The following is a 25,515-nucleotide window of genomic DNA, read 5'->3' as shown; positions in this document are numbered from 1 at the left end:
CTGTTTTGTCGATTACGCTTGTGGCATCTGCAACGGAATTTCTCCCAACGCCCAGGCAAGGTCTCTTACCTGGCGTTGTTCGCTATCCCCTATTTCCTGGAGTTGCTGGCTCAGAGTCGGTGCTCCGAGAATCTCTCCCCCGCCCAGGCCATTGCTGTTTGAATTACCCCAGCGAAGCTGGATTTCGCCTGACTCCAGCGGTACGTCCTTGCTGAACATGCTGGAGAAGCTGCTGCTGCCGAACACGCCGCCGTCACCCCCGCCGAAGCCGAGGAAACCAATGCCGCTGCCATTGCCGGCACCGCTGTCGCTGCTGGCGAAGACCTGGGCGATGTAGCTGGGCGCCAGCGCACCGTTGTTGATGAAGATGTTGCCCACCGTGGGTACGCCGCTACCGAGAGTCGGCTGCTCGAACAGTGGCGGCGGCAACAGTGGCGAGGTGGTGCTGGAGGGCGGCGCGCCGGGCACATTGGGTTGAGGCAGTGTGGTCGGTGTAGTAGGCACGTTGGGCGTCGGGTTGGCGCGGAATTCCGGATCGCCGGTATTGAGCCCGCCCAGCGTGTAGCCGGCGCTGGAGAAGTTGTTCTGCAAGGTGTTACCGACGCTATCAACAATGCCGCTGCCAGCGGCCGTGAGCGACAAGCCAAGCGTGCCCTGGCCGGTCACACCGCCGACAGTGATGCGATAGGTGCGTGCATCGATCTGTACCAGCGAGAGCAGGGTTCCGCTGGCGCTGCCCGTGGTGGCCAGAGCGAAGTCGGTCAGATCGACGCCGTTGACGTCTTCGCTGAACGTAACGGTGAAGCCGAGGGTGGTATTGGTGGTGGGCGATGTGCCGTCGAGGGCGATGCCGGTCACCTGTGGCGGTGCGGTATCCACCAACACATCTGCTGTGGAGGGAACGCCATTGAGCGCGGTCTGGGCATCATTGCCGGCGGCATCGCGCAGGGTCGCGCCGTTGCTCTGGAGGTTGGTGCCGATGGCAATGCCGTCGCTGTCCTGCTGCTCATTGGCGACGGTCAGGCGGAACACCAGCGCGGTGCTGCCCGAGCCACTCAGGTAGTTGGCGTAGACGGTGCCGCCGGTATCCAGGGTGATCGCCAGGCGCGGTGTGCCGCCAGTGGTATCAACGGTTACGGCTTCATCGAAGTTCACAGTGAAGTCGAGGGCGTCACCCGCCACGTAGGTGCCGTTGGCCGGCACGCCGACAGAGGTGACAGCCGGCGCCTTGCTGTCGATAGCGTAGTTGTTGGAGTCGGTGGTACCGGTGGCGGTATTGCCGGCGGCATCGGTGTAACCGGTGTTGTCCAGAGTGATCAGGTTGGTTGCGTCGGTGACGTCGGCGTCAGGCGTCAGGGTCGCTGTCCAGGTGATGCCGCCGTCACTGCTGCTGAGGTTGCCGAGCGTGCCGTTGGCCACGCTAAAGTCCGCCGTGGTCAGCCCGATCACGGCTTCGCTGAAAGTGATGGTGACTGTGGTGCTCTGCCCAGCCTTGAGCGCGGTATCGGTGATCACGATGCCGGCCGTTGGGCGCTGGGTGTCGATGGCGTAGTTGTTGGAATCGGTGGTGCTAGTGCCGGCGTTGCCTGCCACGTCCTGCACGCCTGTATTGTCCAGGGTAATCAGGTTGCTGCTGTCGGTGACGTTGGCCGACGGCGTCAGGGTGGCGGTCCAGGTGATGTTGTCCGAGGTGAACAGGTTGCTGAGGCTGCCGTTGGCGACGCTGAAATCGGCGGTGGTCAGCCCGGTGACCGCTTCGCTGAAGGTGATGGTCACTGTCGCCGTCTCGCCGGCCGCTAGTGCGGTATCGCTTACCACGATGGTCGCCGTGGGGCGCTGGGTGTCGATGGCATAGTTGCCCGAGTCGGTGGTGCCGCTGCCGAGGTTGCCGGCCTGGTCCATCACGCCAGCGTTGTTGAGCGTGATGACGTTGCTGGCATCGGTGATATTGGCGCTCGGGGTGAAGGTGGCCGTCCAGGTCAGGCCGCCGTTGCTGCTGATGGGGCTGGTGAGTGTGCCGTTGGCTACGTTGAAGTCGCCGACGTCCAGGCCTAGCACCGCCTCGTTGAAGGTAATGGTGACGGTGGCGGTCTCGCCGATGCGCAGAGCCGTGTCGCTCAGAGTGATGCTGGTGGCTGTCGGACGCACACCGTCGACCACCAGGGCCTTGTTGGCGCCTAGGGAACCCGCCGCGCCGGGGGCTGCCAGGGTAAGAATGGCGGACTGGTTGGCGCCGTCCCGGATGCTGCCACCGTTGAGGCTCAGAGCCGAGGTGGAAACGTAGTCGAGGTCGGCGGAGCTGTCGCCCGCCTGCACGGTGTAACTGAAGCTCAGGGTGTTGGTGCCCGAGCCAGACACATAGTTGAGCACCCGGTCGGTGGCGCCCGTCTCCAGAGTCAGCGTCGGGAGGCCGGTCACGTTCACTGCCGAGTCGAACTGCACGTTTACAGTGATGACATCACCGATCTTGTAGGTGCCGTTGGCGGTGCTGGACGACACGTTGGTGATGGTCGGGGCGATGGGGGCAGTCAGGGTCAGGTCGTTGCCGTTGCCACCGATATAGCTGGTGGTCAACTCGGTGCCGTTACCCGCCGTATTGAATTTGCCGCCTTCGCTGATGCCGCTGAAGGTTCCGACTACCGCGTCGGCTGCATCGTTGACGATCACCGTGTAGCTGTCGCCGCTGCTGGCCGCGTAGCCGTGATTGACTGCCAGAGTTGCGCCGGATACGTCTACGACTCCGTTGACCACGATCTGGTCATGGCCGGTTCCGGCACTGGTGCCGTTGATGTTCAGAGCCAGGGTGCTGCCGAAGTCCAGGGTCAGGTTGCCATTGACGGTCAGGGTGCCGGCGCCTGAGTTGCCCGGGGACAGGGTGCCGCCGTTTTGCACGGTGACGTCGCCGCCCAGAGTCCCGCTGCCGGCCAGGGTCGCACCGGTGCCCACCGTGGTGGCGCTACTGGTGCTGCCATCGACCACCAGAGTGCCGGCAGAGACAGTGGTGGTTCCGGCGTTTGTGTTGCTGTTGGAGAGGGTCAGTTCACCCGCTCCTGCCTTGGTCAGTGCACCGGTTCCTGCAATCACGCTGGAAATCGTCGCGCTATAGCCCGAGCCGACGTTGAAGACCTGCGTGGTACCGCCGGCCAGGGTTATGGTGCCGCCGGTCAGCGTCATGCCGTTGGCTTGAGTCATGTCGAAGGTCAGGCTTTCGTTCAGAGCAACGACGTTGAGGTTCAGTGCCTGGCCGGTCAGGTTGCTGGCAAATACGATGGTCTGGCTGCCGGTGACATCGGCTGCAGCGATGGCAACGGCCTCACTGAAGCTCACACCGTTGCTGAGATCGATGGTCGCCGTGTCGTTGGTATCGGTGACGTAGATGATGTCGCTGGTGACTACGACATCAGCGGTGACGGTGCTGGTGCCGTCATTCAGGCTGTAGCGGATGGTGGTGTCACCCGCCGGCGTGTCATTGCGGTAGGTAACCCGCTGTGCCACATCGTTGACCAGTGCCGTGGTCGCTGCCGTGCCGCTGCTGGTGAAGGTGATGGTCAGTACGCCGCCCACATTGGTGAAGGTGGCGAAGGTCTGCCCGCCCGACTGCAGGTTGCTGCCGCTGATGGTGAACAGGGCGCCGATGGCGTTGAAGCCCAGCACGTCGCTACTCAGCGCTGTGCCGTTGCGCTGGATCGTCAGGCTGGCCCCGGCCCAGTTGCCGTTGCCACCGTTGAGCGCGCCGAATTCGGTGTCGCTGAACAGGGCGTTCCCGCCTGCATCCAGTAAGACGGTGTTACCGGCACCGGCCCAGGCCACAGTGTCGCCATTGAGGTTGGAAATAGCTGGCACCGCGTTGATCACGATGTCCTTGTTGGCCCCCAGGGAGCCCGCAGCGCCTGGTGCGGCCAGGGTCAGGGTGGCGTCGTTGCCGGCGGCATCGCGAATGGTACCGCCGTTGAGTCCCAGGGCATTGGTGCCTATGTAGTCCAGGTCTGCGTTGCTGTCGCCCGCCTGCACCGTATAGGTGAAGGTCAGGCTGTTGGTGCCGGAGCCGCTCGCGTAGTTCACCACCCGGTCAGTGCTACCGGTCTCCAGAGTCAGCTGCGGTGTGCCGCTGACGGTGACGCTCTCAGCGAAGTTCACCTGTACGGAGATCACATCCCCTACCTTGTAGGTGCCGTTGGCGGTGCTGGAGGTCACCGACGTGACGCTGGGTGCCAGGGTGTCGATGGCGTAGTTGCTGGAGTCGGCGGTACCGATACCTGCAAGGGAGGTACTGACTCCCGTGACACCGCTCAGGTCGACGGTAATAACGTTGGTGCTGTCGGTGACACTTGAATCGGGGGTGAACAGGCCGGTCCAGGTCAGGCCGCCATCGGCGCTGCTCAACCCACTGATGCTGCCGTTGGGCACGGTCAGGTCGGTAGTGGTGAAACCAGTCACCGCCATATTGAAGATGAAGGTGACGGTGGAGGTCTCGCCGACCTTCAGGTTGTTGTCGGAGAACGTTGCTGACACCAGGGCGGGGCGGGGCACATCGGCGAAGCCGATGTTGTCGATCCCAACGTACAGATTGCCATCGCCGGAAGAGGGATCCGAGATTCGGATCTCGTCCACGTTCTGGAAGATCGACGCGGTCAGCCCGTTGGATTGGGTGAAATCGGAAATGAAGTCGCTGCCATCGGTCGCCAGCGTCACGCTGCCCAGCGAGACGCCATCACGGAAGGCTTCGAAGGTGATTTGCGGATGAGCGCCCAGGTAGTCGACGATTTTGATACCGGTGAAGGAGAAATCAGTTCCGTTCTGGCTGCGAATGATGACGATCGGCGTTCCGTCACCTGAGGCGTCGACAATACCCTCAGCGTTCGGTGTTCCGTCGTTGAACAAATCGCTGTAGTAATCCCACGTAGAATTACTGTTGGTATTGCCTGAGTTTGCCGAGTAGATCTCGATTACCACGCCGGGTATATCGGTGGAGTTGGCCTGCCCATCGGTCACGGTCGTACCGAGCACTGCATCCGGGCCGCTGAAATTGAGTGTTCCCGCGAACAACTTGCCACTGAAAGCCTGTTGGGCCGATGCCGAGAACGGTATTACTGCCTCGATCGAGCCATTGGTGACTTCCAGCGTCCAGTCACCGCCTTGAGAGGTAGAACCGGTTGCATCGTTGGAAGCGGCTACATCCGCGCCGCTGAGTTGGGCTATCTGGTTGACGAATGCATGCCCAGCTGCGCCGCTACCGACATCACAGCCGTAGAAGAGAATGTCGCCATCTGCATCGAGGCTCTGCCCAATCTGCGCAAGGTCCGCCGCACGTGCGTCCAGGCCTGCTTTATCGAGGGTAAGGCTGCCAAGCGTCACCTGCCCGGGCAGCCCGTGACTAACGATATGGATGGCATCGATGCCAGTGCGTCCCGCCAGGTAGTCGCTGATTTGCTTCAGACCATCGCCTGTGGGGTTGAGCACTACCACCTCGGTGCCCGGTTTTATGCCCGGCAACAGTTGTTGGTAGTCCTGGACTTGCCCGTCAACGAACACGATTTCCTGACGGTTGTCGGCAGTGCCTGTCGGCGTCGCCGCTAGGTTGTCATGGCTGGAAGAAGCATCCGCTGTCGGCTGGGCATCCGCGGTCTGCGTATCCGCGACCTCAACCGCAGTGGCTGCGACCGCACCGTCGAACATCATCCGTGGCTCCAGAGCCATCGCCAGAGCGGACATTGCGGGGTTGGCCGCAGTTCTTACGGGAGCAGTCTTCTTCCAAAACATGGAGCACCTCCTACCACTTTCAAGAAGAGGAGAGCTCCATTGGCCCTTCCCTTGTACTTGCCTGCCGACCCGAATGCACGAGTCGGCTCGATCACTCAGTTACGCGACGGGAAGATGCCTTCCAGCGCAATGACGAAGTTGGTGCCCAGATAGGGATTGCGGATGCCGATCGGTTGGCTGCCACCAACAGGCGATACAGTCACGGTTCCCTGGGGAATGACTGAGCCCTGCCCGTGAACGCCGCCCAGGCTGGCCTTGGAGGCATCCGGGGCGGTTGAGGTGAATAGACCATTGATGGTCACTGCGGTTGGACCGGCCTTGGCAGTGGTGTTCGACAGGTACACCGTGGCTCCTGCAGTGGGCGCCGCCATGGCACCTGGCGTACCAGTTGCGACGTCGACGCTGGAACCCGTGAGGCTCACGGCACTGGCCTGGCCGGCGAATTGAGCGACGGGCTGATGGATAGGCATTTGGGTGACGTTCAACGTGACGCTCTCTACACCCGCCACTTCCCCGATTGTGACCGTCGTCAGGCCTGGGCCGGTGCCTTGTCCCACCGGGCTACGCCCGGAGAAGTTCGGCAGCCCGAAGGTAGTTTGGCCATTGCCGCCGTAGATGGTGCCCAGCAGCGCGAACAGTGCCGAGTTCTGTTGGATGGCCATGATCTGTCCCTGGCAGGTCGCCCAGCCCCGGGGGGCGAAGTTGAAGCCCACCATACGGATCTCGCCCATGAATGGATCGCTCATTACCTATCTCTCCTTGATGCAGCCGCGCACGCGGCACTGGTGTTTATTGTTCTAGAGCAGGGGCTCGGCCGGCTTTTGCCGCTTTACATGGAACAGCGCCTGCAACAGATGCCGGTCGCCTTCCTCATCCGGGCCGATGGGGGTGAGCATCGCCTCCCATTCACCACCTTCCGGGCTGCGTAGCCGATAGCAATATTGGGGCAGCTGGAGCCCCACGGGCTGAGCAAAAATTGCACTGTAACAGTGGTAGCGGGCGGTCATCGCCACGCCTTCATAGGCCTCCACCAGGGTGATGGTCACACCTTCACCTTCGTCCCAGCGCAACTGCCAGGGGTGCTGGAGGTGGCGCTCGAAGTCTTCGAGGCTGGGCACCTGGCTCATGCCGGTACCGCCAGAGCGGGCACGGCTTCGCGGTGCATCTGCAGGTAGATATGGTTGGAACCGCTGGCCCTGAAGGCAAAGCGCTCGTACAGGCGCTTGGCCGGATTAGTGGGTTCGACGAACAGGCGCATCGACTTCTCTGCGGCATCCGCTTCATCGACCAGTGCAGCCAGATAGCGGGTGCCGATTCCCTTGCCCCGCCATTCGGGGAGCAGCGAAATGTCGATGAGGTTGATCATGGTTGGGCCGCGGAAGATGTAGAGGCGGCCGATAGCCAGGTCACCGTGGCAGATCAGGGAGAAGTCGGAGCCTTGATAATGCTCCTGGTAATAGCGGTGCTGGGCGTCGAACTGCTGTGCGAGAAAGGCATCAATGACTGGTTGATCCCAACCGCTGAGCGCCATTTCCTGAGCGCGGGTACTCGCATAAAGCCTGCGCAGAAAGTTTAGATCAGTCTCCTCGGCAGGCCGAAGATGCAATTCGTGGGAACGCATGGTGTGGGTGTCCTTTTTGCTTCCGTGCTACCGCGGCGTGAGCCGGAACCGGTTCGTTTTGTTTTGCCACTATGCGACTTACAGGTCGGAGGGTAGCTGAAGTCCGGGGTCAATCGCCACTATCCGGATAGACGGTAGGCGCGTATTCAACTCCTGCTGGAACTTTCGTGCTCTTCCCTTGTCGTTCGCCATTCTTCAAGCGCTCCATAGGCTCTGCCCGCCCAGTACTCCACGGTTTCGCGGAGGCCCTCGTCGGCAGCTTCGCGTTTGCTCTGGCTGTCGGCAGTGAATGATTGCGACGGCTGTTTGGCATCGAAGCCGGCGGTCTCGCGCAGCCGTGGCAGATGTGCGTCGTACACGTCGAACAACGAGGCCAACCGACCCCAACAGGCATCGGGCAGCTCCTGGTAGTTCACTGCTACCGCGCCATGCTGTTGGCAAAGCGCCAGCCCTTGCCGGAGGATGGCGCCGACCGTGCGGCTGGTGTACTCGGCCGGAGTCATGCGCAGCGCTTCTTCTGCAGGTAAATCCAGTGCGGATGATCCCAGCAACCCGGGTACGCGGTGCATGCCCGGTTGGCGTAGCTGGGAGACGACGATCTCCAGCGGGTCGCGATAGAGGAAAACACGCGGCACTTCGGGGTAAAGCGCCAGCAGCAAGGGGGCCTCGAACACGTTCCACGCATCGAGCTTGATGAACAGCCGTTGCTCGTTGCCTTGACGTCGTTGCCCGTAGGCGGATACCAGCGCCGCGAGCCAGGCGGGTTGATGAGGCGTCGCCTTGGGATCCAGTCGGTGCGCACGCAGCAGATTGTCCAACGGCGGTGGTTCGGAGAGCACGATGTTGTCATCCAGCGTCGCCAGCATCTGCGCCATCAGTGTCGAACCGCAGCGTGAGGCGTGGAATATCAGTGCTGTGGGCGACATGCCAGGGCTCACGGCCTGCCAGTCCAGCAACGCCTGGAGGTCTGTCTCCCGGCGGAAGGCCTGATTGAAGGGCAGGCGCAACGCGTGATCGACATCGTCACGGAAGAAGGGCCGGGTCAGTCGTTGCTCGCCGAACCAGCACCAGTCCAGGCGCCATTCACCACTCTGAAAAAAGGCGCGGATCGGTAGCCAGCCGCTGAAGTCTTGCTCGGTATTCACGCTCGCCATTGGTCGCTCCATGCTTGCCTGCCACGGCGCATGGCAGCCTTTACCTCAGCTTCGGAAAAGGTCAGCCCCAACGCCGCAGCGAGGCGCACGGCCTCGGCCTGGAAGTCACGCGCGTCGCCCAGGGCGCGTAGGCGTGCGGCGAGAGCTGTGTCCTGCGCCACATGCTCGCGGAAGACGGCAAAGGCCAGCTCCGCCCTACCTGGCCGCAGTGCAGGAGTATCTCGCAGTCCGGCGGCTACTAGTTGCAGCAGCCAGGCGTTGGGCTGGCAATCCAGCACCAGATGCACGCGCGCACCGGGCCCCGGATTATCCACCCGGTGTGGTCTGGACAGGTCGATGAACCAGCATTCGCCCACCTTCATGGGCACTTGCAGGCCGTCGACGAGAAACTCCACGTCTGCTGGGCTGAGCAGTGGAATATGCAGGCGCAGGTCGCCGCCGGGCTGGCCGAGGTCGGGGTCGCAGTGTTCGTGAATGCGAGCGCCCGCACCCAGGCGCAGGAGTCGCGCGCTGTGGATCGTGGTCTGGAACAGTGCGAGCACCTTGTGCCAAGCCTGTTCCTCCTGCCACCAGTCGGCAGGCACTGGTGCACCTTGCCCAGGGGCGAGAGGCAGGAGGGCATCTTCCGGGGTGATCAGTGCGACGCCGCTCCACTCACCTTGGTAGTAGCCCGTATTGAAGTGATGCTGCCAGGCGTCGTCAGGAACCCGCTCGAGAGCCTCTAACAGTGCGGGTAGTCGAGGCATCAGTGGCAATCGGGAGCATCGTGGTAAGGCGTCCAGACTCATGTTGCATCCTTGTCTTAGAGCGTGTTCAAAGTCTGCTGCGCGTCGGCCATGCAGCGTTGAAATCAAGCTCAGAATGCTCATTTACAGCTCGTAAACTGCGCTTCTTCGCTTGATTTCGCCTTGCCTGGCTCTAGCTCGCGAGCCTTTGAACAGGCTCTTAAAAACCACTTTCGCGCACGCCAAGCGCCGCGATCCGCCGCCAGGCAGCGCCAACTAGCGACTGCCGCTCTCCGTCCAGTATCACTACGCCACGCAGGGGGTGATCGGGATGGATGGCGTTATCGAGCAGCGTCAGGCGTACGCCGTACTGTGCTTGCACCGGTTCCGCGCGGCGCTGTGCGTCACGGCGCACGGCGATGGGGCCGCCGTGATCAGAGCTGAGCGCTTCCAGTTCCAGATAGGCGACGCCGGTGGCGTCCACTTCTTCCAGGCGTACTTTCACCGCCGGGCGAGCCGGGTCGTCAGTGATGAAGCGTCCTTCGCTGCCCGTTTCGATCCGCCAGAGATTTTCTTCGGCCAGATAGCCGCGCAGGCGTAGCCCCGGTTCGACGATGCGTGCCAGTGATTCGGCAGGGTGTAGCCAGCGATCCGCGCTCAGGTCGCGTTGCAGGTCGCGTACCACGCCGGCCTGCGGTGAGCGCAATTGCAGGCGCTCACGCTGGGCGGCCAGGCCGCGGTACTCGGCCACGGCTTCGGCCAGGCGTTGTTCGAGGATGCCCGCATCGGCCGCCGTTTCGCTGCGTGCCGACTGGCGGCGCAGTTGCAACTGAAGAATTTCGGTCTCGCGCCGGACGATGGCCTGGCGCGAGTCCAGGTCGGGCGAATCCAGCTCCATCAACAGGTCGCCGGCTGCCACGCTCTGCCCGTCCTGCACATGCACGGCTTTCAAGCGCGCAGCCACTGGCGCATGCAGGGCGCTGGTGCGTGAGGCTTCGAGCACCGCAGGGATTTCCACCGAGCTGCGCCAGGGCACGATCAGCACCAGCAGTACCGCGCCAAGGCTCAGGCCGGTGATCAGCACCTTGCGCGAGTCGGCTTGCTCGCGGCGTTGCCACCATTCACCCAGTTCACGCCAGATGGGCAGGCCGATGAACCACAGCAGCTCAACCACCATCAGAAAGATGCCAAGCACCTTGAAGAAAAGGTGATAGACCGCCAGGGCGATACCGAGGAACAGGATTGCGCGCCATATCCAGGAACCGTAGCCCCAGATCAGTAGACGTCGGGTCATGCTTGGCGACCAGGGTTCCGGTGCCGGTTCGCCATAGCCGAACAGGGCTTCGCGCAGGCGCCAGCGACACAGGGCGAAGGCGCGATTCTGCAGGTTATCGACGCCCCACAGATCGCTGATCAGGAAGTAGCCATCGAAACGCATGAAGGGATTGAGGTTGATCACCAGGGTGGTGATCCAGGTCGCGCTGGCCAGCATGAAGGCCGAGGTACGCAAGGGGCCGTCCGGCAGCAATGACCAGGCCAGCAACGCCAGCACCGCCAGCAGCAGTTCAGCGAACACGCCGCCGGCGCCGATCAGCAGTCGCGAACGCCGGTCGCGCACGCGCCAGGCATCGCTGACATCGGTGTAGAACATCGGCAGCAGCACCATGAAGGCCAGGCCCATGCTCTGTACCCGGCAGCCGGCGCGCTTGGCCATGAAGGCGTGGCCGAACTCGTGACAGAGCTTGGCGAAGGTCAGCGCGATGCCGAAGGCCAATGCGCCACCGAGGCTGAACAGGTGGGGGAAGGTGGCGAGAAAGCGCTGCCAATCGCGCATCATCAGGAACAATCCCAGCACAAAGACCAGCGGCAGGCCCCAGCGCAGCAGCCAGGGGCCGTGGCGTTCGAGCACGGGCCAGGCGCGATTGAGGAAGGGATCGGGCCGCCACAGCGGAATGCGGAAGAACAGGTATTGATGCAGTACCCGCTTCCACGGGCTTTGGCGCTGAGCGGCGGCTTTCATCGCGTAGCTGGCACGCTGGTTTTCGTCCAGGGCGGCGATCAGGTCATGGCTGCTGAGAAACCGCAGCATGTCCTCGAGTTCGGCCTGACCCAAGGGTAGGCCAGGCTCGGCATTGGCTGCCGCCAATACGCGCTGCGGCTCGCCCAGTGTCCAGTGACGCAGCAGGCGCACGGCGGCAGCGCCGAGTTTGAAGTAGCGACCGCGTAGCGGGTCGGCCAGCGTCCATTGCGGGGCGCCGTCGAGGCCAGGCGCCGCCGGTGATAGCTGCAGATCGGGGCGCAGGGCAGGCAGCATCAGAAACCCAGGCTCTGGCGGGCCGCGGCCAGAGGCCGACGCAGCAGGTAATAGGCCAGCGGCGCACGATCACCGAACAGCTTGGCGGTACCGCGTAGGCCAACGCGTGGTGGGGTATCGACGAAGCGCGCATCCAGTCGGTAGGCCAATTGCCCGGCGGCGGTGGTCTGTGCTTCGTAGGCGGAGCGCTCCAGCTGGGCCTCATGACGATTGAGTGGGTCGCTGTCGAGAAAAAGCGCTACTTCGGCCCCCGGCTGCAGGGCGATGGCGTCACCCACCGGCAGTTCGATGCGTAACTCGGCCTGGCTCGGGTCGGCGATCTGCATCAGCCGTTCGCCAGTCTGCACGGGCTTGCCGGTCAGGCGTTCGGCGTCGGCGAAAACGGCGATGCCTGAACGTTCAGCGCGTACTTCGCTGCGGGCCAGCAACTGCCTGGCATAGTCGCGTTCGGCGCGCTTCTGTTCGACGCGTGCGGCCAGCAGGTCGAGGCGGGCGCCTGATTCGGTATCGGCGAAGGCGCGCTGGCTGTTGGCCTTGAGTTCGGCCTCGGCCACACCCAGGGCGCGTTCGGCCACATCGGCCTGGGCCTTGAGGCTGGTGGCTTCGAAGCGCACCAGCAGGTCACCGGCGGCGACGCTTTGATTGGGCTTGACCAGAAATTCGGCGATCACGCCATCCAGCGGCGCGGCGACCACCCGGCCTCCCAGCGGGACGACTTCGGCAGGTGCCAGCACCGACTGGCGTACCGGGATCAGCAGCAGGAGCGAGAGCGCCGCCGCGACGGCCAGCAGCTTCTTGCGCGGCCAACGCATGCGCCAGGGCTTGTGTGGTTGTAGCGCCAGCCAGGCGTGGGCGTAGGTATCGGCCAACTGCCTGAGCAATGATTGCTCCGCTTCGCTGAAGGGGGTGTCGCGAGCCAGCCACAGGCCGCCGAAGGTTTCGCCGCTGCGGCTTTTCAGCGGCAGCCAATAGGCATGCGGGGCGGACAGGTCGTTCATGTCGGCGCGGGCCTGCTCGTCCAACTGGGCAGGGTCGACGCTGTGGCCTTCATCCAGTCGGCCGTGCTTGAGCAAGGCCGAGGTGGCGCGCTCGACGAAGGCCACGAACGGTGCATGCGCTTCCACCACGCTGATACCGGTCAAAGCCTGCACCCTGCCGGCGATCAGCAGGGCTGCGTGGCGGAAGCCGAACAGTGCCTGGCCGTCATTGACCATGGCGAAGGCCAGTTGCTCGGTATTACCGGCCTTGCGCGCCTGTTGTTCGAGCCCGAGGAACAGGGCAAATACACGTTCGGCCGTACTGGGCAGCGGTGCGTTCATTCCGTCACCTGGAACTGAGCCGTGCCACTCATGCCGGCGAGCAGGCCCTTGGCATCGTCGGACAGGCTGCCGATCAGCAGAAGGGTTTGGCTGCCCTCATCGATACGCGCGCCCAGGCGCTTGACCGTGGCCTTGAGCGGCTTGCCGGTTTCGTCGGGAGTGAAGTCGAAGGTTTGGCCCGGCTGCAAGCGGCTAAGCCAACTGGACGGCACCAGCAGATAAATTTCCAGTGTGCCGTTATCCACGACATCCAGCAGTGGGGTGCCACTGGCCACGCTTTCGTGGGGTTGTGCGCGGCGCAGAACCACACGGCCATTGAAGGGAGCCACGACGCTGCAGCGCTTCACCTGTACCTGATACACCTGGGTTTCCGCCTGAGCCTGGGCCTGCCGAGCCTCGGCCAGCGCCACTTCGAAGCGGCCGACCGAATTGAGGGCGGCCAACTGCTTCTTGTGGTTCAGCTCTTCACGGGTGGCGCGAGTGGCGGCTTGGGCCGCATTGAGCTGGGCCTGGTAAGCGCTGCAGTCAAAGCGCACCAGAACGTCGCCCTTGTTGAAGTCCTGGCCATCGCTGAACGGCATTTCGATGATGCGGCCAGGCAGTTCGCTGGACAGTACCGCCTGGTTTTGCGCGCGCAAGATGCCGCGCACCTGTCGCTCACCGGATTGGGTTGCGGAGGGAGTCGGTGAATCGAGCAGCAGGTCGTCGGCCCAGAGTAGTGGGCTGAACGCCAAGAACAGCAGGCCGAGGAGAGGCGAAAGAGGGCTGTGGCGCGGCATGGCATACGTCCTTGCATGAAGTCAGCGCAGTCTACGGCAGAAGTCGGGCCCGGCAAATTGGCCGTAACTGCGCATCCATATGGTGCATGATGTCGACTCTGGTGCGCGCACGGCCTGCTTCTGGTGCGTGGGTTGTCTGGCCGGCCTAGCTGGCGCGTGGTCTGAGCCCTGGCATAAGTCTTGCGCTGCACTGAGTATCGTCCAGGCTAGCAGGAGGCCGCCGTGTCGATTCATGTCGCGCTGCACCACGTCACCCACTACCGCTACGACCGTGCGGTGAACCTTGGGCCACAAGTCGTACGTTTGCGGCCGGCACCGCACAGTCGCACGCGTATCCTTTCCTACGCGCTGAAGGTCGAACCGGGCCAGCACTTCATCAACTGGCAGCAGGACCCGCAGGGCAACTACCTGGCGCGCCTGGTGTTTCCCGAGAAGACTCGCGAGTTCAAGGTCGAGGTGGACCTGGTCGCTGAGATGGCGGTGTTCAACCCCTTCGACTTCTTCCTCGAGCCCTACGCCGAACGCATCCCCTTCGCCTACACCGAGGGCGAGCAGCGTGAGCTGACGCCGTATCTGGTCAAGCTGCCGGCCACGCCACTGTTCGCCAAGTACCTGGCTGGCATTTCCCGCGAGCCGGTGCCCAGCATCGATTTTCTGGTCGAGCTGAACCAGCGCCTGTCGGCCGACATCCGCTACCTGATCCGCATGGAGCCGGGCGTGCAGACGCCGGAACAGTCGCTCGAGCTGGCCGCAGGTTCGTGCCGTGATTCGGCCTGGCTGCTGGTGCAGTTGCTGCGTCACCTGGGCCTGGCGGCGCGCTTTGTCTCCGGCTACCTGATCCAACTCACTGCTGACGTCAAAGCCCTCGACGGTCCCTCCGGCACCGACAAGGACTTCACCGACCTGCACGCCTGGTGCGAGGTGTATTTGCCTGGTGCCGGCTGGATCGGTCTCGACCCGACTTCAGGTCTGTTTGCTGGCGAAGGCCATATCCCGCTGGCCTGCAGCCCGGAGCCATCCTCGGCGGCGCCGATCACCGGCGGGCTGGACGAGTGCGAGGTGGAGTTCGAGCACCTGATGAGCGTCGAGCGCGTGTGGGAGGCACCGCGCGTTACCAAACCCTACAGCGAGGCGCAGTGGCAGGCGATCCAGGCGCTGGGCCGGCAGATTGACGATGACCTGCACAAGCATGACGTGCGCCTGACCATGGGCGGCGAGCCGACCTTCGTTGCCCTCGATTACCCCGATGATGACGAGTGGAACACTGCCGCGCTCGGGCCGAACAAGCGCCGCCTGGCTGCCGACCTGTTCTACCGCCTGCGCAGCCATTACGCGCCCAAGGCGCTGGTGCATTTCGGCCAGGGCAAGTGGTACCCCGGCGAGCAGTTGCCGCGCTGGTCGCTGAACTGCTTCTGGCGCCGCGATGGCGAACCGCTGTGGCATGACCCCAGGTTGCTGGCCGATGAGAAGCGTGGCTATGGCGCTACGGCAGAAACGGCTGCGCGCTTTCTCGCTACCTTGGCGGACCGTCTGGGCGTGGACGGCGGTAACGTCTTTCCCGCCTATGAAGACTGGTTCTACTACCTGTGGCGCGAGCGCAAGCTGCCGGACAACGTCACCCCGGACGATCCGCGCCTGAGCGATCCGCTGGAGCGTGAGCGCCTGCGCAAGGTGTTCGATCAGGGGCTCGACGCGGTGGTGGGTCATGTGCTGCCGCTGGCGCGTCAGGTGGTCGGCGAGGGCTGGCAAAGTGGGCGCTGGTTCCTGCGTGACGAACATTGCCGTCTGTTGCCCGGCGATTCGGCGCTGGGCTATCGCCTGCCCCTGGATTCCATGCCCTGGGTCAGTCAGGCCGACTACCCCTACGTCAATCCGGTCGACCCCAGTCAGGCGCTGCCGCCGCTGCCCAGCCCGGCGCAGATCCAGCGTCAGCTGCGCGGTGTCTGGCGCGGCGCCAGTGCCGGCCCGCAGAGCGCGAGGCCGGCCAGTGGGCAATCAGCTGCCGGTATCGTGCGCACCGCGCTCTGTGCCGAGCCGCGCGAGGGTCGCCTGTATCTGTTCATGCCGCCGCTGAGCCATCTCGAAGACTACCTGGAGCTGGTCGCGGCCATCGAGGCCGTAGCTGCCGAGCTCAATTGTCCGGTCTTGCTGGAAGGCTATGAGCCGCCGCTGGACCCGCGCCTGCAGTTCTTCCGCGTCACCCCCGATCCGGGCGTGATCGAGGTCAACATCCACCCGGCTGCAAGCTGGGATGAACTGGTCGAACGCTGCGAATTTCTCTACGAGGCAGCGCGCCAGTCGCGCCTGTCCAGCGAGAAGTTCATGATCGACGGGCGCCACACCGGCACCGGCGGCGGCAACCACTTCGTCCTCGGCGGCGCCACACCGGGGGATTCGCCCTTCCTGCGTCGCCCCGACTTGCTGCGCAGCCTGATCAGTTACTGGCACAACCATCCGTCGCTGTCCTACCTGTTCAGCGGCCTGTTCATCGGCCCGACCTCGCAGGCGCCGCGTGTGGATGAGGCGCGCAACGATGCCTTGTATGAGCTGGAGATCGCCTTCGCGCAGATGCCTGAACCGGGCCGCGATTGCCCGCCGTGGCTGGTCGACCGGCTGCTGCGCAACCTGCTGGTTGACGTCACCGGCAACACCCATCGCGCCGAGTTCTGCATCGACAAGCTGTACTCGCCGGATTCGGCCAGTGGCCGCCTCGGCCTGCTCGAGTTGCGGGCTTTCGAGATGCCGCCGCATGCGCAGATGAGCCTGGCTCAACAACTGCTGCTGCGCGCGCTGATCGCCCGTTTCTGGCAGGAGCCCTACCAGCCGGCGAAACTGGTGCGCTGGGGCACCGAGTTGCACGACCGCTTTCTGCTGCCGCATTTCATCGAGCAGGATTTCGCCGACGTGCTGCAAGAGCTGGGCACCTTCGGCTATCGCCTGCGCAGTGAGTGGTTCGCCCCGCATCTGGAGTTCCGTTTTCCCAAGGCCGGTGATTTTGCCGTCAAGGGTATCGATCTGGAGCTGCGCCAGGCGCTGGAGCCTTGGCACGTGCTGGGCGAGGAGGGCGCTACCGGCGGTACGGTACGCTACGTCGACTCGTCGCTGGAGCGCATGCAGGTGAAGTTGAACGGCATGGCGCCGGATCGCTACGTGCTGACCTGCAACGGCGTGCCGGTGCCCTTGCGGCCGACGGGCAGGGTCGGTGAGTTCGTCGGCGGTGTGCGTTTCCGCGCCTGGCAGCCGGCCAGTTGCCTGCAGCCGACCATCGGCGTACACGCGCCGCTGGTGTTCGATCTGGTCGATACCTGGATGCAGCGCTCGCTGGGCGGTTGCCAGTACCATGTGGCGCATCCCGGCGGTCGCAACTACGACAGCCTGCCGGTCAATGCCTACGAGGCGGAGAGCCGTCGCCTGGCGCGCTTCTTCCGATTAGGTCACAGCCCAGGCAAGCGCCCTGTCATGCAGCCGATAGACAATAATGAACTGCCGATGACCCTGGATCTGCGTCGCGTTTGACGACATGTTGCTCACCTGAGTGTCGGCTACCGCGATCAGTCCCCTCGCCCCTCTGGGGAGAGGGTCAGGGAGAGGGGAGAGTGGGCGACTTAGCGCTGTTTTCAGCCCTCTCCCCCGGCCCCTCTCCCATAAATGGGAGAGGGGAGCTTAAAGCCGCACCGCCTTGCCACTGCCGAGCCTGCCATGCACGACCTGCTAGCCGATTACCCGCCGCCCAACGGCGCCTACCACGAACTGCTCGACGCCAAGGGCAATGTACGCCCGCACTGGCGCCGTCTTTACGAGCAACTGGCACGCAGCCGGCCCGAGCACCTGGCGCAGCGCGAAGCCATGCTGGCGCGGCAGATCCAGGAGAACGGCGTTACCTACAACGTCTACGCCGACCCCGATGGCGCTGACCGGCCGTGGGAACTGGACCTGCTGCCCAACCTGATTCCGGCTGACGAGTGGCAGCAGATCGCTGCCGGCGTGGCGCAGCGCGCGACCCTGCTCAACCGCGTGCTGGCCGACCTCTATGGCCCGCAGAAACTGATCGCCGAAGGCCTGCTGCCCACCGAACTGGTGTTCGGCCACAACAACTTCCTCTGGCCGTGCCAGGGCATGCAGGCACCGGGCGGCACCTGGCTGCACCTGTACGCAGTGGATCTGGCCCGGGCGCCGGACGGTCGTTGGTGGGTCACCGCCGACCGCACCCAGGCACCGTCCGGGGCCGGCTACGCGTTGGAGAACCGGCAGATCGTCTCGCGCGCCTTCCCCGAACTGTACCGCGACCTGCGCGTGCAGTACCTGGCCGGTTTCTTCCGCACCCTGCAGGACACCCTGGCGCGTCAGGCGCCGAGCGGTGGCGAGACGCCGCTGGTGGTACTGCTGACGCCGGGGCGCTTCAACGAAAGCTATTTCGAGCATCTGTATCTGGCGCGCCAGCTCGGTTATCCGCTGGTCGAAGGCAGCGACCTTACCGTGCGCGACGCCACTCTCTATCTCAAGACCCTGGCCGGCCTGCGCCGCGTACATGCAGTGCTGCGCCGCCTCGACGACGACTACTGCGACCCGCTGGAGCTGCGCACCGACTCCGCCCTCGGCGTCCCTGGCCTGCTCGAAGCCGTGCGCCGTGGTCGCGTGCTGGTGGCCAATGCCCTGGGCAGCGGCGTACTGGAGTCGCCCGGCCTGCCGGGCTTTTTGCCGGCAATCAGCGAGCATTTGCTCGGCGAGGAACTCTTGCTGCCGTCCATTGCCAGTTGGTGGGGCGGTGAGCCGCCGGTGCTGGACGAGGCGCTGGATAAACTCGACGAACTGCTGGTGCGCCCGGCCTTTCCCTCGCAAAGCTTCACCCCGGTGTTTGGCCGTGATCTCGACGAGGCGCAGCGCGCCAGGCTGGCTGAGCGACTGCAGGCACGCCCCTATGCCTATGTCGCGCAAGCGCGGGCCAAGCTGTCGCAGGCACCAGTGTGGGATGGCAGCGGTTTGCAGCCGCGGGCTATCGGCATGCGCGTGTTCGCCGTGGCCAGTGCCGATGGCTACCGGGTGATGCCCGGGGGGCTGACCCGCGTGGCCGCCGAGGCCGATGCCGAGGTGGTGTCGATGCAGCGCGGCGGGGCGAGCAAGGATACCTGGGTGCTGGGCACGCGGCAGAGCGTCGGCGAACCCTGGCAGACGCAACGCACCATAGGTACTGCCGACCTGGTGCGCAGCGACCCCTTCCTGCCCTCGCGCGTGGTGGAGAATCTTTACTGGTTCGGTCGTTACGCCGAACGCTGCGAGGGCAATGCGCGCCTGCTGCGCATCATGCTGGCGCGCTACGTCGATGACGATGACGACCCGCAGGCGCTGCAGAGCGCGCTGGCGCTGGCGCAGGAGTTGGGCCTGCTGGCAGATCCCGAAGAGGGCGAGCTGGCGGAGCGTCTGCTGCAGGCACTGCTCGGCAGCGACTGGCCGGCCAGCCTGCGCTCCAATCTGCAGCGCTTGCAGTGGGCTGCTGGCAGCGTGCGCGGCAAGCTGTCCCAGGCCAACTGGCAGGCGCTGGTGGAGCTGCAGCGCGAGGCGCAGTTGCTGGAAGGCCAGCCGGCCGATTTCGGCGAGTTGCTGGATTTTCTCAACCGTCTGCTGATGTCGCTGGCGGCGCTGTCGGGCTTCGCTTTCGACGACATGACCCGCGACGACGGCTGGCGCTTTCTCATGCTCGGCCGCTATATCGAGCGTTTGCAGTTTCTCTGCGACAGCTTCGCTGGCTTCCTGCGCAGCGGCTCGGCCACCGACCAGTCAGCGCTGGAGTGGTTGCTGGAACTGGGCAACAGCAGCATCACCTATCGCACCCGTTACCTGGCCTCGGCGCAGTTGATCCCGGTACTCGACCTACTGCTGCTCGATGAGCAGAACCCTCACGCCGTGATCTTCCAGATGCGTACCCTGCTGCGTTCGCTGGAAGGTCTCAACGAGCGTTTCGAGCTGCCGGCCGAGCGCTACCTGGTCTATCTGGAACAGCAGCTCGCCGCCTTCAGTCTGGCCAGCCTGGAGAACCCATTGTTCGGCCCCGGCAGCACCCGGGCGGTGCTCGAAGGTCTGGCCGATTTGCTGGTGGCCATCAGTGAGGCTGCCGGCGCGGTATCCGATCACCTCGGGCTGCGCTTCTTCGCCCATGTCGATGTCAGCCAGCGGACGCAATCCTCATGAGCAGCGCGTCGTATCAGGTTCTTCACGACACCCATTACCGGTACTCGGCACCGGTTTCCCTGGCGCAACAACTGGCGCACCTGTGGCCGCGCGAATGCCCCTGGCAGCGTTGCCATGAACGGGAGCTGCGTATCGATCCCGCACCCTGTCAGCGTCGTGACGGTCTGGACGTATTCGGCAACCCGCTGACCCGCCTGGTGTTCGAGCGCCCGCACGAGGCGCTGGTGGTCAGCGCCCGGCTGCGCGTCGAGGTGCTCACACGTGCGCCGCTGGAACTGGACGATTCGCCGAGCTGGGAGGCTGCGTGCGCCGCGCTCAGCTACAGCGGCAAACGGATGGAACCTGCGTTGCTGGAGGCGGCGCGCTACCGCTTCGAGTCGCCTTACGTGCGTCTCAAGCAGGTGTTCGCCGACTACGCCGACGATTGCTTCACGCCGGGGCGTCCGTTGCTGCAGGCGTGCCAGGCGCTGATGCAGAAGATCTTCGATGAGTTCAGCTTCGATGCCGAAGCCACTCAAGTGGCGACGCCGCTGTTGCAGGTACTGGAGGAAAAGCGCGGGGTCTGCCAGGACTTCGCCCACCTGATGCTCGCCTGTCTGCGCTCGCGCGGCCTGGCGGCGCGTTACGTCAGCGGCTACCTGCTGACCCAGCCACCGCCCGGCCAGCCACGCCTGATTGGCGCCGACGCCTCGCATGCCTGGGTGTCGCTGTATTGCCCGCGTCAGGGCTGGGTGGATTTTGATCCGACCAACAATGTGCGCCCGGCACTGGAGCACATCACCCTGGCCTGGGGCCGGGATTTCTCCGATGTGTCGCCGTTGCGTGGGGTGATCCTGGGGGGCGGCAGCCACGACCCGGACGTGCAGGTGACGGTGCTGCCGCTGGGATGAGAGTCGTGGGAGGGTGCGACAGGCGCCTCTCTCACGGTTAGTAGCGGCCTCAGTCGACCAGCTTCACGCTGCCTTTCATCAGCGAGTAGTGGCCGGGGAAGGAGCAGAAGAAGCTGTAATCCTCGCCTGCCGCCAGCTTGCTGACGTCGAAGGTCACCGACGTGCTTTCGCCACCGCCGATCAGATCGGTATGGGCAATCACACGCTCGTCACCGGCCTTGATGTAGCTGGCGTCCGGGCCGGCAGGAATGCCCTCGGTGGCCACGGCGGGCATGTCGGCGGTCTTGCTCAGCACCCAGTTGTGGCCCATGGCGGTCTTGGGCAGTGAGCCTACGTGCTTGAGATTGACCGTGAAGGTCTTGCAGCTCTTGCTGACGGAGATGGCCTGGGTGTTGAAGGTCATCTGGTCGGTCGATTCGACGTCCACCGAGCATTCGGCAGCGAGTAGTGGTGTGCTGGCCAGGCCAAGCAGTGCCATCAGAGCAACGTTACGCAGCATCTTTGAAGCCTCCAGATTCTGAATTTCCGGTCAGGTCTGAAGAGATTCGCACAGCTTCCGGGACTTAAGGATGCGACCGAACGCCACGCCTGGTTATCCAGAAAAGCTGTGGATAATTCTGTGGGGAAGCTCTGCAATGCCAGTTCCAGGCCTGGTCTCGCGGGCTTTCCGGGTATCTGCTCAGCTTTTGTCCAGGCCGCCTGCTCGCCACTAAAAAATGCTTTGAAATGAATTGCTTGAGCGAGAGGTCAAGGCTTTTGCGCGTCTCTGGAAAGCCACTGGCCGGTTATCCACGAAAGATGTGGAGCAAGCTGTGGATAAGCTTGGGGAAAGCCGGCCTCGACTGCGCCCGGCAGGGGGCGCAGACGATTGATGAGAAAATGAGCGCTCTTAGTGAACCGGTTTTTTGCGTAGCGTCTGCCACAGACGTGTGGCGAGGCTGACCAGCGGTACGCTGAGCAAGCCGGCGACGATGCCCAGCAGGGCATTGAGCAGCGTTGGCACCATGGCCGAAAGCAGGTGGCCGGCATCGCGCGCGACCCATTCGGCGGCGTGATGCACGGCGCTTTCCACAGGAGGCAGGCCGTGACTGAGAATGCCGCCGCCGACCATGAACATGGCCGCGGTGCCAATCACCGACAATGCCTTCATCAGCCAGGGGGCCAGGCGCAGGATGCCGCGACCGCAAGCCTGGGCGAAGACGCTGGCGCGTTGGCTGAGGTAGAGCCCGGCGTCGTCCAGCTTGACGATGCCGGCCACCAGGCCATACACGCCCACGGTCATCAGCAGGGCGATACCGCTGAGCACCAGCACCTGATTGAGGAAACTGGCGGCGGCGACGGTGCCCAGGGTGATGGCGATGATCTCGGCCGACAGCACGAAGTCGGTGCGCACCGCGCCACGGATCTTGTCGCGCTCGAATGCCACCAGATCCATCTGCGCATCGGCGATGGCCTTCAGGTGCGCCTGTTGATCGTCATCCTGTTGTTTGTGCAGCAGTTTGTGAATCAGTTTCTCGGCACCTTCGTAGCAGAGGAACAGACCGCCGAGCATCAGCAACGGCACCACCAGCCAGGGTGCGACAGCGCTGATCAGCAGTGCGGCTGGCACCAGGATCGTCTTGTTGACCATCGAACCCTTGGCCACGGCCCAGACGACCGGCAGTTCGCGGTCCGCCTTTACGCCGGTGACCTGCTGGGCATTGAGCGCGAGGTCGTCGCCCAACACGCCGGCGGTCTTGCGCGCGGCGATCTTGGTCATGGTGGCGACGTCATCGAGTACGCTGCTGATATCGTCGATCAGGGCGAGCAGGCTGCTTCCGGCCATGTTGCGGCTTCCGTGAGAGAGAGAAGCCGCAGAGCGTAGCATTGTGTTACATGTCTGCGTATAGGCTCAGCCCGGTGAGCGATCCACCCACTTCGGTGCTGCGCTGGGGCGCCATTCGCTCAGTGCGTCGAGCAGGTTCTGCGGGCTGCTTGCGATCTGCAGCATCTCGCGGTGCTGCGGGCGAACGAAGCGTTCGGCGACCAGATGATCGAGGAAGTCGCCGAGCTTGCTGTAGAAGCCGTTCACCTCCAGCAGGCCCAGCGGTTTGGCGTGGTAGCCCAACTGTCCCCAGGTCCATACCTCGAACAGCTCTTCCAAGGTACCGAGGCCGCCGGGTAAGGCGATGAAGGCGTCTGACAGCTCGGCCATGCGCGCCTTGCGTGCATGCATGCCGTCCACCACTTCCAGACAGGTCAGGTTGCGGTGGCCGATCTCGGCGCGCTCCAGGCTTTGCGGGATGATACCAATCACTTCACCACCGGCGTTCAGCGCTGCATCGGCGACCACGCCCATCAGACCGACGGCGCCACCGCCGTAGATCAGGCGAGTGCCGCGCTGGGCCAGGTGGTGGCCGAGCGCTTCGGCAGCTTCACGGTAGACGGGGCTGGCGCCAGGGCTGGCACCGCAGAAGACACAGACGCTACGCAGGGACATGGACGGACTCCTTGGCTGAATGCGCCAAGGGTAACCAGCCGCTGCGCTCCTACCAAGTGTCAGTGCCGCGTATCAATGCCGCAGGTGGCGCAGGCGTAGCTGGCAAGCAGTTGTTTGAGCAGATCATTGAGGTGCATGGCGCGGCTTCCTGACGCAGGGACATGTCGTTGAGGCTAGTCCCGTTGCTGGCGTCGCGCCGTTAGATTGTTTCGATGATGGCGATAGGCGCAGCGCGATCAGACCAGCTCCATCGCACTCATGCCGGCCAGGCCCAACAGCACCACGCCGCAGGCTGCGTAGGTCAGGCGATGCCAGAGCAGCGACGCGGCGCGGCGAAACCAGTCCACCAGGCCGGCGCAGATGAAGCACCAAAGCAGCGAAGAAACCATGAAACCGGCGAAGAACACTGCCAGGTGCGTCGGCGTTGGCTGAGCGACGCCGATGGCCGCCATCGCCCCGCCCATGGCGGCCCAGTAGACGATGTTCTGCGGGTTGGTCAGCGACAGCGCAGCGCCGGCGGCGAAGGCACTGCCGGCGGCGACCTGACCATCGTCGCTGGGTTGCGGCGGGCGATGGGCGTCGCGCAGTGACTGATAACCGAGCCAGGTCAGGTAGAGCGCGCTGGCCAGCGTCAGCGGATAGCGAATCTGTGCGCTGTCGAGCAGCAGCGCCAGGCCGGTCAGGCCCAGGGCGGCCCAGGTGGCGTCGCCCACCAGCGAACCGATCTGTACCAGCAAGGCGGGTTTGTAGCCGTCACGCAGCCCACGGCGCAGGGTTTCGCTGAACACGGCACCCGGCGCGGCGTTGAAGACGAAGCCGAGGAGCATGGCGGCGAGGAAGAAGCTGAACATGGAGTGTCCTTACTAGGAGAGGCAGTGAAGCCTGATGTCATAGCAGGTGGCGTGCCAGGCGCTGATAATAAAGTTTTCCACGGGGGCTGTGGGTATCTCTGTGGGTAAGCTGGTGGTGCTCGTCTGCCGGCCTCGTCGTGCGTCGTTCAGGCCGCGCTGACGAATATTTGAGCAGCGGAATTTTTCCTTTGTGCACAGGGGGTTGACAATTTCAAAGGGTTTTTAGGGGAGGTTGTTGATTGTCCACGATAGCTGTGGATAGTTTTGTTGGTAAGCGCTGTAAGCTTTGCTGTAGGTCTTATTTGACGGGACTCTCAGCGCTTCGTTCGTTTTTTGAGCAGCACCAGGCGACGGACGTTTCGATAAGGATACGGTGCGGATTGTCCAGCGTTTTCTGGGGGCGCCACCAGGAGGTAACAGGTTATCCCAGGTTTTTGTTGGTGGATCTGTGGATAAGCTGGTGGTAAAACCTTGGAACGCCTGTCAGGCCTGGCTGATGTGCACGTGGCGAGTTGCTGGCCATCATTGTGGCTGTAACGCGCTGAGTTGCGTCGGGCGGCCGAGCAGTTGCAAGGCACGATCCGGGTAATCTGTGACCAGACCGTTGGCGCCCATTTCCAGCAATCGTCGCATTTCGGGCTGCTCGTTGATCGTCCACAGCTGTACGTGCAAACCTCGCGCCTGTGCATTGCGTATCAGACGCGGGGTGGCCAATGTCAGGCCGCTATGTTGGGGAGGCATCTGCAGCACTGAATAGGAGGGTGACAGCAGGTCGCTCAGTCCCAGCCAGTTCAGCGCCAGCAGCAGGCGCACCGAAACCGGTCCGGCCGAGGTGGCGACCTCCGGGCAGAGCTCACGAAAGCGCTTGAGGCTGCGCTCATGAAAGCTGCCGACGATGACCCGATCGAGTTGGTCATAAGCCGCCAGCATTTCGCAGAGCACGGCTTCCATGCCGACATCGGGCACCTTGATTTCGAGTACCTTGGGGATCAATGGGAAGCGCTCGAACACCTCTTCCAGCGCGGCAATACGCGTGCCCTGGCCGCGGTAGGGATAGCTCTGACCGCCATCTGCCGTCCATTTGTAGCCGGCATCGAGCGCTTGCAGTTCGGCGAGGCTGAAGTGCGCGACCGGGCCCTGGCCATTGGTGGTGCGTTCCAGGGTTTCATCGTGGATCACCACCAGCTTGGCGTCCTGACTCAGGTGCAGGTCCATCTCCAGCATGTCGACGCCGAGGGCGGTGGCGCGTTCGAAGGCGAACAGGGTGTTCTCCGGCCACAGCCCCTTGCCACCGCGATGGGCGATCACCAGAGGGCGTTCGCCGAGGTCTACGAGAACCGCAGGCAAGCTCGCCGGACGGCTGGTCAGTGTCAGCACTAGCACGATGACGCCGATCAGCAGCAGCGGGACGAGCAGAAATCGAGTGAAGCGCAGCAT

At 63.9% G+C, this 25,515-nt stretch carries 17 protein-coding genes; 3 read left to right on the top strand and 14 right to left on the bottom strand.

The annotated features are described in order from the left end of the window. Positions 1-12: 12 nt before the first annotated feature. From INS93_RS02490 to INS93_RS02450, 9 genes are all read right to left on the bottom strand, one after another. Positions 13-5,679: an Ig-like domain-containing protein gene (locus INS93_RS02490; protein ID WP_192980420.1), complete on the bottom strand. Its 5,667-nt coding sequence runs from the start codon at positions 5,677-5,679 to the stop codon at positions 13-15. Positions 5,680-5,855: 176 nt separating this feature from the next. Beyond that, positions 5,856-6,506, bottom strand: a complete 651-nt coding sequence (locus tag INS93_RS02485; RefSeq protein WP_160019229.1) for a phage tail protein — start codon at positions 6,504-6,506, stop codon at positions 5,856-5,858. A 51-nt stretch (positions 6,507-6,557) separates the two neighbouring features. Next, positions 6,558-6,887, bottom strand: coding sequence for a DUF6916 family protein (locus INS93_RS02480; RefSeq protein WP_192980176.1), 330 nt, complete (start codon positions 6,885-6,887; stop codon positions 6,558-6,560). Further along, positions 6,884-7,381: a GNAT family N-acetyltransferase gene (locus tag INS93_RS02475; protein WP_075745251.1), complete on the bottom strand. Its 498-nt coding sequence runs from the start codon at positions 7,379-7,381 to the stop codon at positions 6,884-6,886. Before INS93_RS02475 ends, INS93_RS02480 begins: the two co-directional genes overlap by 4 nt. Positions 7,382-7,527: 146 nt before the next feature. Beyond that, complete coding sequence (locus INS93_RS02470) at positions 7,528-8,535, bottom strand: sulfotransferase family protein (protein ID WP_192980175.1); 1,008 nt, start codon at positions 8,533-8,535, stop codon at positions 7,528-7,530. Continuing rightward, positions 8,523-9,323 carry an aspartyl/asparaginyl beta-hydroxylase domain-containing protein gene (locus tag INS93_RS02465; protein ID WP_192980174.1) on the bottom strand — a complete coding sequence of 267 codons (801 nt, stop codon included), beginning with the start codon at positions 9,321-9,323 and terminating at the stop codon, positions 8,523-8,525. The genes INS93_RS02470 and INS93_RS02465 overlap by 13 nt, the downstream gene beginning before the upstream one ends. Positions 9,324-9,480: 157 nt before the next feature. Beyond that, positions 9,481-11,577 carry an efflux RND transporter periplasmic adaptor subunit gene (locus INS93_RS02460; RefSeq protein WP_192980419.1) on the bottom strand — a complete coding sequence of 699 codons (2,097 nt, stop codon included), beginning with the start codon at positions 11,575-11,577 and terminating at the stop codon, positions 9,481-9,483. Continuing rightward, a complete protein-coding gene (locus INS93_RS02455; protein ID WP_192980173.1) occupies positions 11,574-12,893 on the bottom strand; it encodes an efflux RND transporter periplasmic adaptor subunit in 1,320 nt (439 codons plus the stop codon). Before INS93_RS02455 ends, INS93_RS02460 begins: the two co-directional genes overlap by 4 nt. Further along, the gene (locus INS93_RS02450) at positions 12,890-13,672 is read right to left on the bottom strand and encodes an efflux RND transporter periplasmic adaptor subunit (RefSeq protein WP_192980172.1); all 783 of its coding nucleotides are present in this window, start codon (positions 13,670-13,672) and stop codon (positions 12,890-12,892) included. Before INS93_RS02450 ends, INS93_RS02455 begins: the two co-directional genes overlap by 4 nt. Before the next feature lie 222 nt (positions 13,673-13,894). On the opposite strand from INS93_RS02450, the gene INS93_RS02445 reads away from it, so the two are divergent. The 3 genes from INS93_RS02445 to INS93_RS02435 all read left to right on the top strand — a co-directional run bounded on the left by INS93_RS02445 (position 13,895) and on the right by INS93_RS02435 (position 20,748). Beyond that, a complete protein-coding gene (locus tag INS93_RS02445) occupies positions 13,895-17,188 on the top strand; it encodes a DUF2126 domain-containing protein (protein ID WP_192980171.1) in 3,294 nt (1,097 codons plus the stop codon). Between the two features lie 183 nt (positions 17,189-17,371). Next, positions 17,372-19,858, top strand: coding sequence for a circularly permuted type 2 ATP-grasp protein (locus INS93_RS02440; RefSeq protein WP_192980170.1), 2,487 nt, complete (start codon positions 17,372-17,374; stop codon positions 19,856-19,858). Next, positions 19,855-20,748 (top strand): transglutaminase-like domain-containing protein, encoded by an 894-nt coding sequence (locus tag INS93_RS02435; RefSeq protein WP_192980169.1) that lies wholly within the window; start codon positions 19,855-19,857, stop codon positions 20,746-20,748. The genes INS93_RS02440 and INS93_RS02435 overlap by 4 nt, the downstream gene beginning before the upstream one ends. A 49-nt stretch (positions 20,749-20,797) precedes the next feature. On the opposite strand, the gene azu is transcribed toward INS93_RS02435, so the two are convergent. The 5 genes from azu to INS93_RS02410 form a co-directional block, all read right to left on the bottom strand. After that, positions 20,798-21,247: an azurin gene (azu, locus tag INS93_RS02430; protein WP_160019240.1), complete on the bottom strand. Its 450-nt coding sequence runs from the start codon at positions 21,245-21,247 to the stop codon at positions 20,798-20,800. Positions 21,248-21,637: 390 nt separating this feature from the next. Then, on the bottom strand, positions 21,638-22,573 hold the full coding sequence (locus INS93_RS02425) for a DUF808 domain-containing protein (RefSeq protein WP_192980168.1): 936 nt from the start codon (positions 22,571-22,573) through the stop codon (positions 21,638-21,640). Positions 22,574-22,639: 66 nt separating this feature from the next. Next, positions 22,640-23,227 carry a TIGR00730 family Rossman fold protein gene (locus INS93_RS02420; protein ID WP_192980167.1) on the bottom strand — a complete coding sequence of 196 codons (588 nt, stop codon included), beginning with the start codon at positions 23,225-23,227 and terminating at the stop codon, positions 22,640-22,642. A gap of 236 nt (positions 23,228-23,463) precedes the next feature. After that, the gene (locus INS93_RS02415) at positions 23,464-24,078 is read right to left on the bottom strand and encodes a LysE family transporter (RefSeq protein ID WP_192980166.1); all 615 of its coding nucleotides are present in this window, start codon (positions 24,076-24,078) and stop codon (positions 23,464-23,466) included. A 522-nt stretch (positions 24,079-24,600) separates the two neighbouring features. Next, complete coding sequence (locus INS93_RS02410) at positions 24,601-25,515, bottom strand: glycerophosphodiester phosphodiesterase (protein WP_192980165.1); 915 nt, start codon at positions 25,513-25,515, stop codon at positions 24,601-24,603.

Source organism: Pseudomonas sp. EggHat1 (assembly GCF_014892995.1).
GTDB lineage: Bacteria > Pseudomonadota > Gammaproteobacteria > Pseudomonadales > Pseudomonadaceae > Aquipseudomonas > Aquipseudomonas chaetocerotis.
Note: the sequence above shows the minus strand (reverse complement) of the source record. Positions and strands in the feature narration are given on the sequence as shown.

Excerpts from the sequence above, each read along its gene's own strand:
- INS93_RS02490 (WP_192980420.1), bottom strand. The coding sequence starts at position 5,679 with ATGATGTTCGACGGTGCGGTCGCAGCCACTGCGGTTGAGGTCGCGGAT.
- INS93_RS02415 (WP_192980166.1), bottom strand. The coding sequence starts at position 24,078 with ATGTTCAGCTTCTTCCTCGCCGCCATGCTCCTCGGCTTCGTCTTCAAC.
- INS93_RS02465 (WP_192980174.1), bottom strand. The coding sequence starts at position 9,323 with ATGAGTCTGGACGCCTTACCACGATGCTCCCGATTGCCACTGATGCCT.
- INS93_RS02455 (WP_192980173.1), bottom strand. The coding sequence starts at position 12,893 with ATGAACGCACCGCTGCCCAGTACGGCCGAACGTGTATTTGCCCTGTTC.
- INS93_RS02470 (WP_192980175.1), bottom strand. The coding sequence starts at position 8,535 with ATGGCGAGCGTGAATACCGAGCAAGACTTCAGCGGCTGGCTACCGATC.
- INS93_RS02480 (WP_192980176.1), bottom strand. The coding sequence starts at position 6,887 with ATGAGCCAGGTGCCCAGCCTCGAAGACTTCGAGCGCCACCTCCAGCAC.
- INS93_RS02435 (WP_192980169.1), top strand. The coding sequence starts at position 19,855 with ATGAGCAGCGCGTCGTATCAGGTTCTTCACGACACCCATTACCGGTAC.
- azu (WP_160019240.1), bottom strand. The coding sequence starts at position 21,247 with ATGCTGCGTAACGTTGCTCTGATGGCACTGCTTGGCCTGGCCAGCACA.
- INS93_RS02420 (WP_192980167.1), bottom strand. The coding sequence starts at position 23,227 with ATGTCCCTGCGTAGCGTCTGTGTCTTCTGCGGTGCCAGCCCTGGCGCC.
- INS93_RS02440 (WP_192980170.1), top strand. The coding sequence starts at position 17,372 with ATGCACGACCTGCTAGCCGATTACCCGCCGCCCAACGGCGCCTACCAC.
- INS93_RS02475 (WP_075745251.1), bottom strand. The coding sequence starts at position 7,381 with ATGCGTTCCCACGAATTGCATCTTCGGCCTGCCGAGGAGACTGATCTA.
- INS93_RS02425 (WP_192980168.1), bottom strand. The coding sequence starts at position 22,573 with ATGGCCGGAAGCAGCCTGCTCGCCCTGATCGACGATATCAGCAGCGTA.
- INS93_RS02410 (WP_192980165.1), bottom strand. The coding sequence starts at position 25,515 with ATGCTGCGCTTCACTCGATTTCTGCTCGTCCCGCTGCTGCTGATCGGC.
- INS93_RS02450 (WP_192980172.1), bottom strand. The coding sequence starts at position 13,672 with ATGCCGCGCCACAGCCCTCTTTCGCCTCTCCTCGGCCTGCTGTTCTTG.
- INS93_RS02485 (WP_160019229.1), bottom strand. The coding sequence starts at position 6,506 with ATGAGCGATCCATTCATGGGCGAGATCCGTATGGTGGGCTTCAACTTC.